A 12178-nucleotide genomic window follows, 5' to 3' on the forward strand; every position below is an offset into this window, starting at 1 on the left:
AAAAGGGAAAAAGCCTCTTTCTAGTCTTCTGAAAGAGGCAGTTCTATCTTTTCTATTTCTTTGCCATTCAGTTTCACGCAGTACAGATGATACTCGGGCGACCCTTTAGCAAAACGCTTATCGACCATAAAGTATACACGGTCACCATCAGCACTGAATACCGGCCTGTCTGTATACTCCCCTAAATGGGTAAGCTGGGCTTCCTCTCCGGAATCCACATCCATTTTATACAGCTCATATTCATAGGTTCCTCCTTCATCAGAGTTACTGATGGATTGAAAAATCATTGTGTTTCCATCAGGAGAGAAGGTGAAATCAAAAACATCCATTTTTCTGTCAGGATCACCTGCTATCTTCATGCTATCAGGGTTATCTATGGGGATTTCAAATATGCGCTGCTTCACCTCAAAGGTTTCTTCAGGTGTATCAGCACCCTGGTCATCATCCATCTGGATAAAAACACTGTTTTCTCCCGGACTGAGCTGGAGGCTGTGCATAGAATAGCTCTTCAGATCAGTTATTTGCTTATGTTCGCCTTCAGCCGGATTAAATGACCAGACATCAAGGTCATGCGGCCGTTTGCTGGCAATAGGTGAATAGTTCTGAAAGGTGCCGGCGCGCAAATAATAGAGAGTATCATCAACAGGAGAAAATTCAGTTTCCGTGATAAGCTCATTCTCGGTAAAAGCATCTGTGACCTGCTTTGTCGATAAATCAAGAATATGGATGGTGGTTTTAAACGCTGTATCTTCATCCTGCTGTTTATTGGTGGAAATGAAGCTTAGCAGAGATCCGTCATAGGAAAAGCTGGGATCCAGGATCATTCTTGAGCTGTCCAGGGAAAATGCCTCAGCATTGATATCTTTTTCCTTGTTGTACAGCATAAGGCTTGGTTTGCCATCTTTGTAATTTACATAAGCAATCGTATTCTTTGAAGATATATCATATTGATTGGTAATCCCATTCTGCTTTTCATTTTCGGATTTATCCAGATTAAGCCCGAGGAGGATAAGCAGGAGCGTGATGCCTCCAATAAATGAAAACAGCAGGATGATACTTTTCTTTTTCATGAAAAGCTCCTTTCTAGTAAAACAGGGCAGGCGCGTAGATAAGTGCCAGGCCTGCCAGGATGGCGATGAAGGGAATCGCCGAGAGTCCGTATGCCAGTTTCTTATTTTTTCCTGCAACCTTGATCTGGATCACATAGAGGATGACCCAGAAGAGTATCGGGCTTAAAGAAATCAATATGACCGGGTGCAGGCCGATCATGATAAGCCCTCCCCAGGCAAAAAAGAGGCAGGCAGCTGTGATCAGGACGCCGGCGGTAATATTGATGGCATGAAGCTTTTTCAAAGTTTTATCCATCTTGCCGCTGCTGGCGCTGAAATCATACAGTGTCGTCCGATAGACAAGGACAATGGCAAGAAGGATATTGAGCCAATCCCAGATCGAAAGTCCGAGTGAGATGCTATGATCCAGATTGCTGGCCAGCAGATAGCCGGCCGCATAAACAAGGATATGCAAAATCAGCAGGGAGTTCATCCAGAGCTTCCGGTTCAGGTGGAAAACCTGGTTCACGGCAAGGAAAAGAATCATGGAACTCGCGCCCATGGAAAGCAGCAGCCAGCCGATATGGGCATCTCCATTGATCAAAAGCTGTCCCAGATAAGCGCCTATTGTAAAAAGGATGGAAGAGATGGCAAGCGTCAGCATCATTTCTTTTCGGTATGGAAAGAGAGACTGCTGAATCTGGCTTCCGATTTCCCCTTCCTCGCCAAACTGTTCCATCGCTTTCTGTTCGGCTTCACTTTCACTGAAGCCCTGTTCCTGGAAGTGCTCTTTTGAAAGCTGCAGATGTACCATAAGCTCCTCGAATAGATCTTCTTTTTCTTCTTTGGAGCATTCGGTATGCTGGACAATTTTCATGACAAAACGTTCAAGCTGCGATTTCACGTTAATCCCCCCGAGCTTTTGCGGATCATGCTTTCGATCAGGCTCCAGTCCTTTCGCTTCTTTTCCAGCTCCTGCAGGCCGTCCTCAGTAATACGGTAATATTTCCTTCTCCCTGCTGCCGTTTCGCTCCAGTATGACTCTGCAAACTTCTTTTTCTCCAGGCGCTTGAGGGCAGGGTAGAGAGTGCCTTCACCCATTACATAAGCTTCATCGGAGATTTCCTTAAGGATTTTTGTGATTTCATAGCCATATAAATCCTTTTGGGCAATGAGCGATAAAAGCAGGAGATCTGTACTCCCTTTCATCATTTCCTTATCCATTTCCATCACCTTTTTCCTAATGTTACTAACAGTGTATTACGATGTACCTCGTATTGCAAGGGTTAATCTTATAGTTTTATCTATACTTGTATAGGTTTAAAGACTTAGGGGTGTAGGTCTTATAGCATGTTATCCAGAGACTTATTAACAGGGAAAACATGAGCAGAAAAGTATTCCACAGACATATCCACATTACCCACAGAATTATCAGAAGTTTTACTCATTATTATGTTAACTGATTAAAGCGTTAGTAAATATGAGATTATTTAGATTATCCACAAAATTCACAGGGTTGTGGATACTTTTTATTCACAGAGTAAAAAGAATATGAACATATTGTGAAGTGCGTTGCAGAAAGGAAAAACATGGAGTATATTAAAAGTGTAGAAAGTAAGTGAAGATATTCACAAACTTTCTTGTAAAAGCTGGCCGGCTTAATTATTTTTTGTTTAGTATTGTGAAGTTATTCACAAAATAACAAAGCGGGAGACGATGATCATGAAAGTGCTGAAAACTCCACAGGCAGCGGCAATATGGACTGTATTAAGAATATGGCTCGGCATCCAATGGATTGAAGCGGGATGGCATAAACTCGCTGATGGCTTTGATGCAGGGGGATTCCTGCAGGGGGCGATCGCCCAGGCAGGAGGGGACCATCCAGCTGTACAGGGCTGGTATGCCGGATTCCTCGAGCACTTTGCTCTTCCAAATGTAGATTTGTTCAATGTTCTGATACCTTGGGGAGAACTTCTGATTGGAGCCGGGCTTGTACTTGGGGCAGCAACCATTCCTGCCCTGATTGCGGGTGCATTCATGAATCTTAACTTTCTTCTGGCCGGTACAGTAAGCACGAATCCGATTTTATACACAGCAGCGGTCCTCCTCTTATTCGCAGGCGGGGCAGCCTATTACTGGGGTGCTGACCGCATCATGATTCCTTATTTTAAGAACATGGCAAAGAAGAAGAAAACGGCCGTTTTTGCGAAAAGGCATGCCCACGGGCACTAGGAAAGAGAAAAGCAGCAGGTTCTGGACCTGCTGCTTTTTTTATGCTGAGAGAGTGCGGGCAAATGCCCTCAGCCGGTCAGCGGCTGTTTTTGGCGCGCTGGTCGGCAGCTTTTGAACGTGCCATTGCTTCTAAATCATCATGGTCTGCAAGGTCGCGGTCAAATTCGACATCCAGTCCATCTGATTTCATGTTCTTCGGAACTTGTGGAAGTGATGCTTTGTTTTTATCCCGAGTTTTGTGTCCATGTGCACGGCCCATTCGAAAAACCCCTTTCAACAATAAAAGTACGGAATTGGCTTCCGTACTCTTAGCTTGCACCCTATCAAGGCAATTATGAGCATTTTGCATCAATGCTTGGATTTTTTCTTCGTAAAGCCGCCGGCCTGGTCTGCCAGCTTGAACTCCCTGGAGTAAACAACCTCCTGCATGCTTGACAATGTACTCTTGGACTTATCTTTCGATTTTTTATCCATCAGGCACCATCCCTTTCCGAAAAAATGAACTCCTTTTCTTAATTTTTCCTAAAAAGGAAGGAATCATACCTTCTTAATAAATATCTTTCAGTGCTTCCTCAAGCCCAGGATAGCGGAAACTGAATCCGGCAGCCTCCAGCTTAGCAGGAAGAACGCGCTGCCCCTCGAGCACCAGCTTGCTCATTTCCCCAAGAGCGAGCTTAAGTGCAAAGGCTGGAGCAGGAATCCAGTGGGGGCGGTGGAGGGTGCTTCCCAAGGTCCTGCCAAAGTCCTTCATTTGGACAGGATGGGGGCTCGTAAAATTAACCGGGCCGCTTAGGTTTTTATTTTCCATGGCAAACATAATGCCCCTTGCCACATCTTCAAGATGGATCCATGAAACCCACTGATTGCCGCTGCCGAGATTGCCTCCTGCAAAAAGTTTATAGGGAAGAGCCATCCGGGAGAGCGCCCCGTCATTCTTTTCAAGAATGATCCCGAATCGGCAGAATGCGGTGCGGACATCCCATCTGCCTGCCTCTGCCGCCTTTTCTTCCCACTGTTTAACAGTCTGAGCCAAAAAGTCCCCCGCCGGTTCTTTATTACTTTCTGTAAACGTCTCTGTTTCCGAAGTGCCATAGTAGCCAACTGCACTGGCATTGATCAGAGCCTCAGGCTTTTCTTTTAGCTCACTGATTATGTTCAGGACAGCCTCTGTGGCATCCAGCCTGCTTTTAATAATCCTTTTCTTACGTTCTTCCGTCCATCTGCCGCTGTTGATCGATTCGCCAGCCAGGTTGACGATATAATCAATCTCTTTCAGCTGTGCCGCCGGATTGTCACCTTCATTCAGCCACTGGACATAGTGAATATTGTTTCCGTTCTTTTTTCCTTCTGTGCTCCTCGTCAAAATGAAAACCGTGTGGCCCGATTCTGCGAGCTTCTTCACAAGGGCATGCCCGACAAAGCCGGTTCCGCCTGTAATCGCTATTCTCATGGGTGGACCTCCTTTTCCTATACTGTATTTATACGCTTTTTCCTGTGTAAACTCCTTTTCCAGGCTGCAGTTTGCAAGTGATGCAGCACATTGTGATAAAGTGGAGAGAGAGGTGAAGAGGATGCCGGTAATCACAAAAATATCAGTCCAGCAAAAAAGGAAGGACCGCTATAACATTTTTATGGATTATGGCAAGGGTGAGCAGTATGCCTTCAGTGCCGATGAAGATGTCATCATCAAATTCGGCCTGAAAAAAGGGATGGAGCTTGACGCGCTCTCCCTGACCCAAATAGAATTTCAGGATGAAATCAGAAAAGCTTATAACCAGGCTATTCATTATTTATCCAGAAGAATGAGATCGGAAACAGAGGTAAGGAAGCATCTTGCTGAAAAAGAAACAGATGAAAGCATCATCAATGAAGTCATCGTTAAGCTGTACGAATATAAATTTCTGAATGACAACGAATTTGCCATCGCTTATGTGAGGACACAGGCCAATACGTCTGATAAAGGCCCTGACGTCATTAAACGGGAGCTGAAGGAGAAGGGGATATCACAGCCTGATATAGAGGAAGCCATACAGGAGTTCCCTGTTGAGGACCAGGTCGAAGCAGCAGTAAAGCTGGGCCAGAAATATGCAAAAAAGTACAGCAGGGAATCACAGAGGCTTCTGAAACAGAAGCTTGAGCAGATGCTCCTCAGGAAAGGCTATCCTTTCTCCGTAATCAATATTGCCGTCGAAGAGGCAGAGTTTGAGGAAGACGATGACGGCGAAATGGACGCCATCCGCTATCAGGGAGAAAAAGCCTATCGGAAATACGAAAAGCTGCAGGGCTATGAATATAGGCAAAAAATGAAGCAGGCACTCTTTAGAAAAGGATTTCCGATTGAATTGATTGACCGGTTCCTTGAGGAAAAGGAAGAGGAAGAATAGAAGACAGGCAGCGGGTATTTGCGCTGCCTGTTTTTTTGTTCTACATCCAATCATTTTCCGGATTCAATCACAATCTTCTCTTCAAAACGGTTCTCGGTAATTATGCCGGCTACCTCAGCAGGTGAGCGGAGGCGTGAGCGGTCTGAAATATAGTTGTTATGATCCCAAAATGGGGTGTCCATGCCGCCCATATATACTGCCTGGATCAGGACCGGATCGTTTTCGTATTCTTTCTGCAGGCTTTCAGTAAAGCCCCGGGCCGCGAATTTGCTGGCACAGTATGCAGCTTCATTTGCTTTGCCGCGCAGCCCGGCAGTTGAAATGATATTCATAAGGAAGCTGCCCTTCTTTTGCTTGATAGCAGGGAGGAGTGCCTGTGCCATGTAGATGGTGCCCATCAGGTTGACTGTGAGCATATCATGGAGCTCCTCGTCCTTCAGGTCTTCAAAAGGACCGAAATGCCCAACGCCGGCATTGTTGATCACACCGTACAAATCAAATTGCTCTGGCAGTCCCGCAGCTTTCTCCTTTACTTCAGCCGGCTTGCTTATATCAAGAATCAGGATATCCGCCTTTCCCCCCTGGCTGGAGATTGCTTCTTTCGTTTCCTGGAGAGCTGCTTCACGCCTTCCGGATAGTATGATATGGAAACCAAGGCCGGCGTATTTAAGGGCCAGCTCCTTTCCAAGACCGGTGCCAGCGCCGGTGATGATAACTGATTGCATGTTGAGTCCTCCTTCAAGGGTAAAGTCCTTTATTTATACAGCTCTTTTCACTATACTAAAAAAAGATGAAGTTTTCCTCCGGCAGGCCGGACACAGGAATAAAAAAGGATGGATTATAATGGCGCAGGAGAAAAGATACAGTCAGCTTTCCCAGTACGAACTGCAGCAGGAAATCGCCAGCTTGCATGAACAGGCGAGAAAGGCTGAACAAATGGGCATGCTCAGTGAATTTGCTGTCCTCGAGAGAAAAGCCGTCATGGCCAAAGCATACCTTCTTGATCCGAAGGACTTTAAAGCAGGGGAGATTTATGAAGTGGATGGCGATCCCGGCTCATATTTTAAAATAGATTATTTGAATGGTGTGTTCGCCTGGGGCTTCAGGCTGCATGGCGGAAAGGAGGAAGAGGCGCTTCCGATTTCCATGCTGAAGGAATTAAAGGAAAATCAGAGCGGAGAGCTCTGATTTCCCTGCAGGCTAGGCCTGTTTCCTTGTTTGCCTTTTCAGAATAATGAGGTCCTGCGATTGCTGGGTCTGCCCATTTACCTGGGCATGTGCATGCTTCGGGCGGTAAAAGGGACCAGTAAACGGACTGGAATAAGGATTGTTATCAAAAAACTTTTTAGAGTTTCCCATAATCAAACCTCCTCATTATTGGTTAAAATAATTCAGGTGTATCATCTGTACGGTTTGATGACGCCCGCATGCGTTCCTGCGGATGGGTGTTGATTGACCCGTCTGCGCGTTTTGAAGCATATTCTGCTTTCGCGCGCGGTTCGCCTTCAAACTTGTTATGATTCTGATTTGGGAAATTTTTTGCTTTGTTCCGCATTCGTTTCCCCTCCTCGAGGTATGCTTGCGCGTGCTGCCTTGATTAGCCGCGCAAGAATAGTATGTGTTTAAAAAAGCAGGCTTATGAACGAAATGCAATAACAATAATATTTGGCAAAGAGGTGCTGTCTATGTTTGAAACACAAGAAAGACTGGTTGAGCTTCTCATGGAGAAAAACGGCAACCTTTCCTACGGCCAGGCCCGGACATGGGTAGAGCTTTTGTGGGATGATTTTGAAACGACCCGTGCAAAAGCGGGCTATGAGTATAAAGGAAGCCAGGTGACAGACAGAATTGTCAGGCAGTGGATTGAAAACTATGGTGCAAGGCTTCATGACTTTGTTGCCAGCAATCCAAAATATAAGAATTTGCTGGAGCAGAAACCGGATGATAAAAATCTCCATTAAAAAAGATGGCAAAAATGCCATCTTTTTTAATTTGGGATAATATCGAGCTTCTTCCGCAGCTTTTCCTCACTGAAAATCCACCCTGTATAAGAAGAAATGATATTCAGGTCATTGTCCAGCTGGACGACGGCAACGAATGGGTAATGTCCGTTGCTGCGGTATCTGAGATCAATGAACCGGACTTCGAATGATTCCTCGAGATCTTCTACCTCCCACCTGTATACAGGGGAGAAGGAAAGAAATGCCGACAAATTTTTATCCTTTTTGGCAGCTTCCAGCACAGGAGTCTGAGGTACCGGCACCCTGTTGAACTGATCCAGGATATCGATATGCCCATTATTGGCCCGGCCGACAAAGAACTGATGTTCAGTCATGATGGCAAGCCTCCACTGATGGAATTTCATGGTCGGGGCGATGATGATTTCCGTACTGTCAGGAATAATGGCTTTCACCGCTTTCAGGACGGCCCGCTGGGCAAGGAACCGGATGATATAGTATGCAATCAGTACGGCATAGATTGCCAGGAATGTATAGCCGGGATGTGCACCCAGTATCCATATGAACAAACCGGCAACATGGATGCCGAAAATGAACGGGTCAAATGTATTGATGATCCCAAGGGCAACCCATTTGGAAGAAAATGGCCTTAAAGCCTGTGTCCCATAAGAGTTAAATATGTCGACAAAAACATGGAGGAATACGGCCCCAAATGTCCAAATCCATAGGTGAAGCAAATTTGCTTCAGGGAAGAATGGATAGATGACCGCGAGTATTGCAAGCGGCCACAGGATGACAGCCGGGATGCTGTGCGTGATTCCCCTGTGATTCCGTATATAGACTGCATTGTTTCTAAGCTTTAATACTGTATCAATGTCAGGGGCCTGAGAGCCGATGAGCGCCCCGATCATGACGCTCGTCGCTGTTGCTGTGCTATCTGCTACAACGGGGTCCAGAGTGGCAAGCCCGCCGAGTGCAAAGCCCATGACCACATGTGTGCCTGTATCCAAGAGGAAAGAACCTCCTTCCATGGAATAATCTGAAGTTGCGCTGTTTCTGTATTTTATCAGTAAAAAGCTTGTCATCAAAGCCATTAATGGTTTACGTTAAAGGAGCTGCCAATATAATGATGAAGCATGAAGTCCAAATGTTTTTGCAGTACGAAGTTCATCCAGCAGATTTGAATCTTTTTAAAAGCACTATCGAAAAAATCGCAGCGCTTCTCCCTGTGTATGAAGCAGCTGACATTTCGTTCGTCTACTCTGGGGCTGAACATGAGCCTTCGTTCGTTACGGAAACCTGCTCACTGCCGACAGAAGCCCATTATTTCGCGCTGAAAAAGCTGAGAAGCTCATGCGGGCACTCTGCATTCGGCTGCCTGGACAGCTTCATACCCGGCGGTCTCGAAGAAATCCGATTCTGGGCTTTGAAAAAGAAACTTTAATATTATATTCCCATATTTCATGGAAGTTTAACATCCGGAGGATCAAAATTGAAAAAAACAGCATTAGCCAACTTAGATGCATTTAATAAAGAAACCTTCCGCCAGGACCTGATCGGCTGGTTTGAACAGGAACAGCGGACACTGCCATGGAGGCAGGATCAGGATCCCTATAAGGTATGGGTATCGGAAATCATGCTCCAGCAGACAAGGGTCGACACAGTCATTCCATATTTCAACCGGTTCATCGAACAATTTCCGACAATCGAGGCGCTTGCAGAGGCTGAGGAAGACAAGGTGCTGAAGGCGTGGGAGGGGCTTGGCTATTATTCAAGAGCCCGGAACCTGCAGGCAGCTGTAAGGGAGGTTCATGAACATTACGGCGGCAGGGTTCCTGATAATCCGAAGGAAATTTCCTCATTAAAAGGGGTCGGCCCTTATACGGCAGGGGCCATTTTGAGCATAGCCTACGGCATTCCGGAGCCGGCCGTCGACGGAAATGTAATGAGGGTGCTGTCAAGAATTCTCTCCATCTGGGAGGATATTGCAAAGCCTGCAACCCGCAAGATTTTTGAAGAGGCGGTGCGGGAGCTCATTTCACACGAAAACCCATCATTCTTCAACCAGGCACTCATGGAATTGGGTGCGCTCATCTGCACCCCGACGTCGCCATCCTGCCTGCTGTGCCCAGTCCGTGAGCATTGCCATGCTTTTTATGAAGGCAAGCAGAGTGAACTGCCGATAAAGACAAAGAACAAAAAGCAGAAGGATGTCCAGATTGCCGCTGTCGTGCTGCGGGACAGAGAGGGCAGATACCTGATCAGGAAAAGGCCTGAAAAGGGCCTGCTGGCCAATCTGTGGGAGTTTCCCAATACTGAAATCAGCCTTGCTTTCCTGCATGAAAAAGATCAGCTGGCAGAACTGATCAAAGAGCAGTATGGCGCCATAATAGAAACAGCTGAGATGACAGGACAGATCGACCATGTGTTCACCCACCTAACATGGCATATCCATGTTTATAAAGGGACACTGCTTTCCCTGGAAGAAGAACGGAGCGATCTGAAGCTTGTAACCGAAGAAGAGCTGAAGGAATTTGCCTTTCCGGTTTCCCATCAGAAAATGCTCAAGCACGTGCAGGAGCATAAATAGAACAGCAGGGGGCAGCCCTGCTGTTTTTTTGTGAATTAGGAAACAAGGATTTTTCGCTTTTCTACTTGTCCAGCTCCGGGCGCTGGAACCTCGAGTCATAAGCCAAACAGGCCAGAAGGTAAAGAACAACCTTCCGACCTGCTCGTCTTATGCATGAGGCCCACAGATGCGGGTCATGCGGACGTTGCCACAGGACGTGGCGCTCTTAGTCCGCGTTCCTCTATTGAACCAGGCTTTTCCGCATGTCTACTCGTAACTGACCCGTGTCCCATGTGTATAGTCAGCTTCCTGCCTTTTAAGGCCGCCGCGGTTTTCGATTTCTTCTATGATTTCACGGTGGATGGTTTGTCCCTCTGCATTGAGGTAGGGAACTACCTGCTGCATGGAGTGATGGAAGAAGGCCAGTTCGCTGTCCTTCCATTCCGTCTTTTTAACCATGGTTAGTTCAGTCATATCCCTTCCGACGTACATACTTTCATTCCTTTCTCTTTGAGCCTGTTGTTTAAGAATAGTGTTATAATCCTGTTTGCCAGATATACATGGAAAAGATAAAATGAAAACAAATGAAACAGGAAAGGAATTACGATTCATGACACAAAAAGTAGCACTTGTAACAGGAAGCAGCCGGGGCATCGGGAAGGCGACTGCCATTTCCCTTGCCAAGGAAGGATATGATATTGTCATCAATTATGCCAGGAGCAAAAAGTCTGCACAGGAAACAGCAGAACAAATTGAAGCTCTTGGCAGAAAAGCCCTGATCGTAAGGGCCAATGTTGGAGATGTAGAGAAGATTAAGGTTCTTTTCCAGGAAATCAGGAATGAATTCGGCCGGCTGGATGTATTTGTGAATAATGCGGCATCCGGTGTTCTTCGCCCTGCTATGGAGCTTGAAGAAAGTCATTGGGATTGGACGATGAACATCAACAGCAAGGCCCTGCTGTTCTGTGCACAGGAAGCAGCCAAATTGATGGAGGAGAGCGGGGGCGGCAAGATTGTCAGCATCAGCTCGCTCGGCTCGATCCGCTATCTGGAAAACTATACAACAGTCGGTGTATCAAAGGCGGCACTGGAAGCATTAACCCGCTACCTGGCTGTTGAGCTCGCGCCGATGAATATCGCTGTCAACGCAGTCTCCGGGGGTGCAGTCGACACAGAGGCATTAAAGCATTTCCCAAACCGGGAAGACCTTTTATCTGAGGCAAGGGAGAAGACGCCGGCAGGGCGGATGGTTGAGATTGAAGATATGGTCAACGCAGTCATGTTCCTGCTGTCCGATAAATCAGGCATGATCAGGGGGCAGACCATCATAGTCGACGGAGGAATCTCCCTGCTCGTATAATAAGTTTAAATTAGAATTTTTTTCCTGAAAATTAAAGGATATTTTCTCTGCGGCTGGTTAAATTAATAGTCGTGGAGGTGATTAACAATGGCAAACAGACAAAACCAAACTCAAGCTGGCACTAACATCCAGGAAGTGCGCCAGCAAAACGCTCAAGCTTCTCAAGGCCAGCAAGGTCAATTCGGCACTGAGTTCGCTAGCGAAACAAACGCTCAAGAAGTACGTCAGCAAAACCAGCAGGCTGAAGCCCGCAAAGGTCAAAACGCTGGCAGACAAAGCCGCTAATTGTACGGGAAGGCACTCTTTTATCCGCAAAGAGTGCCTTCTTTTTATTTTGCTCTTTTCGCATTAAATGCTGTTATTTGAGTGCCATACCCTCCCGGAAAGCCAACCTTCCCGGACCTGGATGAGGGAGTCAGTGTCAGGTTGAAAAATAAGAGGAGAAATTCCCCCTATTTTCAAAAAAACTCTAAAAATAGCTCAAATAGACGGAAAATTTCGTCTATTGACTCAAAAAACTGGAAAATGGGCAACTTCGCTCCACTTAACCGGAAATTCTCCGCTAATTTATACCCATCCGTACTATATTCAGCAGCTTAACCGTAGAATCTCCGCTTATTTTGAGG

Annotated in this window: 19 protein-coding genes; 8 read left to right on the forward strand and 11 right to left on the reverse strand. The window is 46.3% G+C overall.

Features of this window, described 5'->3' with window-relative positions:
* Positions 1–20: 20 nt before the first annotated feature.
* The 3 genes from N288_RS05240 to N288_RS05250 are packed head-to-tail and all read right to left on the reverse strand — an operon-like array spanning position 21 to position 2273.
* Positions 21–1070 carry a TolB-like translocation protein gene (locus tag N288_RS05240; RefSeq protein WP_009795184.1) on the reverse strand — a complete coding sequence of 350 codons (1050 nt, stop codon included), beginning with the start codon at positions 1068–1070 and terminating at the stop codon, positions 21–23.
* A gap of 13 nt (positions 1071–1083) precedes the next feature.
* A complete protein-coding gene (locus N288_RS05245; RefSeq protein WP_009795185.1) occupies positions 1084–1953 on the reverse strand; it encodes a permease prefix domain 1-containing protein in 870 nt (289 codons plus the stop codon).
* Positions 1950–2273 carry a PadR family transcriptional regulator gene (locus N288_RS05250; RefSeq protein WP_035403153.1) on the reverse strand — a complete coding sequence of 108 codons (324 nt, stop codon included), beginning with the start codon at positions 2271–2273 and terminating at the stop codon, positions 1950–1952. Before N288_RS05250 ends, N288_RS05245 begins: the two co-directional genes overlap by 4 nt.
* 498 nt (positions 2274–2771) lie before the next feature.
* On the opposite strand from N288_RS05250, the gene N288_RS05255 reads away from it, so the two are divergent.
* Complete coding sequence (locus tag N288_RS05255; RefSeq protein ID WP_022543503.1) at positions 2772–3281, forward strand: DoxX family protein; 510 nt, start codon at positions 2772–2774, stop codon at positions 3279–3281.
* Between the two features lie 76 nt (positions 3282–3357).
* Here N288_RS05255 and N288_RS05260 read toward each other — a convergent pair whose 3' ends face one another.
* The 3 genes from N288_RS05260 to N288_RS05265 all read right to left on the reverse strand — a co-directional run bounded on the left by N288_RS05260 (position 3358) and on the right by N288_RS05265 (position 4731).
* Positions 3358–3540 (reverse strand): YfhD family protein, encoded by a 183-nt coding sequence (locus N288_RS05260; RefSeq protein WP_022543504.1) that lies wholly within the window; start codon positions 3538–3540, stop codon positions 3358–3360.
* An 89-nt stretch (positions 3541–3629) separates the two neighbouring features.
* A complete protein-coding gene (locus N288_RS24585; RefSeq protein WP_009795189.1) occupies positions 3630–3755 on the reverse strand; it encodes a YfhE family protein in 126 nt (41 codons plus the stop codon).
* Positions 3756–3828: 73 nt separating this feature from the next.
* Positions 3829–4731, reverse strand: a complete 903-nt coding sequence (locus N288_RS05265) for a TIGR01777 family oxidoreductase (protein WP_009795190.1) — start codon at positions 4729–4731, stop codon at positions 3829–3831.
* A 121-nt stretch (positions 4732–4852) separates the two neighbouring features.
* Between N288_RS05265 and recX the strand changes: the two genes are divergently transcribed.
* Positions 4853–5665, forward strand: coding sequence for a recombination regulator RecX (recX, locus tag N288_RS05270; RefSeq protein ID WP_022543505.1), 813 nt, complete (start codon positions 4853–4855; stop codon positions 5663–5665).
* Between the two features lie 50 nt (positions 5666–5715).
* Here the strand turns inward: recX and N288_RS05275 are convergent, their stop codons facing one another.
* Complete coding sequence (locus tag N288_RS05275) at positions 5716–6390, reverse strand: SDR family NAD(P)-dependent oxidoreductase (RefSeq protein ID WP_009795192.1); 675 nt, start codon at positions 6388–6390, stop codon at positions 5716–5718.
* Positions 6391–6508: 118 nt separating this feature from the next.
* On the opposite strand from N288_RS05275, the gene N288_RS05280 reads away from it, so the two are divergent.
* Complete coding sequence (locus tag N288_RS05280; RefSeq protein ID WP_035403156.1) at positions 6509–6853, forward strand: YfhH family protein; 345 nt, start codon at positions 6509–6511, stop codon at positions 6851–6853.
* A 12-nt stretch (positions 6854–6865) separates the two neighbouring features.
* Here the strand turns inward: N288_RS05280 and N288_RS24590 are convergent, their stop codons facing one another.
* Together N288_RS24590 and N288_RS05285 are read right to left on the reverse strand one after the other, a co-directional pair.
* The gene (locus N288_RS24590; protein WP_009795194.1) at positions 6866–7024 is read right to left on the reverse strand and encodes a YpzG family protein; all 159 of its coding nucleotides are present in this window, start codon (positions 7022–7024) and stop codon (positions 6866–6868) included.
* 22 nt (positions 7025–7046) lie between these two features.
* A complete protein-coding gene (locus N288_RS05285) occupies positions 7047–7220 on the reverse strand; it encodes a small, acid-soluble spore protein K (protein ID WP_009795195.1) in 174 nt (57 codons plus the stop codon).
* A gap of 130 nt (positions 7221–7350) precedes the next feature.
* Between N288_RS05285 and N288_RS05290 the strand changes: the two genes are divergently transcribed.
* Complete coding sequence (locus N288_RS05290) at positions 7351–7626, forward strand: YfhJ family protein (protein WP_022543506.1); 276 nt, start codon at positions 7351–7353, stop codon at positions 7624–7626.
* 26 nt (positions 7627–7652) lie between these two features.
* On the opposite strand, the gene N288_RS05295 is transcribed toward N288_RS05290, so the two are convergent.
* Positions 7653–8633 (reverse strand): metal-dependent hydrolase, encoded by a 981-nt coding sequence (locus N288_RS05295; RefSeq protein WP_022543507.1) that lies wholly within the window; start codon positions 8631–8633, stop codon positions 7653–7655.
* Between the two features lie 116 nt (positions 8634–8749).
* Here N288_RS05295 and N288_RS05300 point away from each other — a divergent pair, with 116 nt between their 5' ends.
* A complete protein-coding gene (locus tag N288_RS05300) occupies positions 8750–9067 on the forward strand; it encodes a hypothetical protein (protein WP_022543508.1) in 318 nt (105 codons plus the stop codon).
* A 48-nt stretch (positions 9068–9115) separates the two neighbouring features.
* Positions 9116–10213, forward strand: a complete 1098-nt coding sequence (gene mutY, locus N288_RS05305) for an A/G-specific adenine glycosylase (RefSeq protein ID WP_009795199.1) — start codon at positions 9116–9118, stop codon at positions 10211–10213.
* Between the two features lie 246 nt (positions 10214–10459).
* Here mutY and N288_RS05310 read toward each other — a convergent pair whose 3' ends face one another.
* Complete coding sequence (locus N288_RS05310) at positions 10460–10684, reverse strand: hypothetical protein (RefSeq protein ID WP_009795200.1); 225 nt, start codon at positions 10682–10684, stop codon at positions 10460–10462.
* Between the two features lie 118 nt (positions 10685–10802).
* On the opposite strand from N288_RS05310, the gene fabL reads away from it, so the two are divergent.
* Positions 10803–11552, forward strand: coding sequence for an enoyl-[acyl-carrier-protein] reductase FabL (gene fabL / locus N288_RS05315; protein ID WP_035403162.1), 750 nt, complete (start codon positions 10803–10805; stop codon positions 11550–11552).
* 87 nt (positions 11553–11639) lie between these two features.
* Positions 11640–11837 carry a gamma-type small acid-soluble spore protein gene (locus N288_RS05320; protein ID WP_009795202.1) on the forward strand — a complete coding sequence of 66 codons (198 nt, stop codon included), beginning with the start codon at positions 11640–11642 and terminating at the stop codon, positions 11835–11837.
* Positions 11838–12178: the final 341 nt, after the last annotated feature.

This window comes from Bacillus infantis NRRL B-14911, from assembly GCF_000473245.1.
GTDB classification, from domain to species: domain Bacteria; phylum Bacillota; class Bacilli; order Bacillales; family Cytobacillaceae; genus Bacillus_AB; species Bacillus_AB infantis.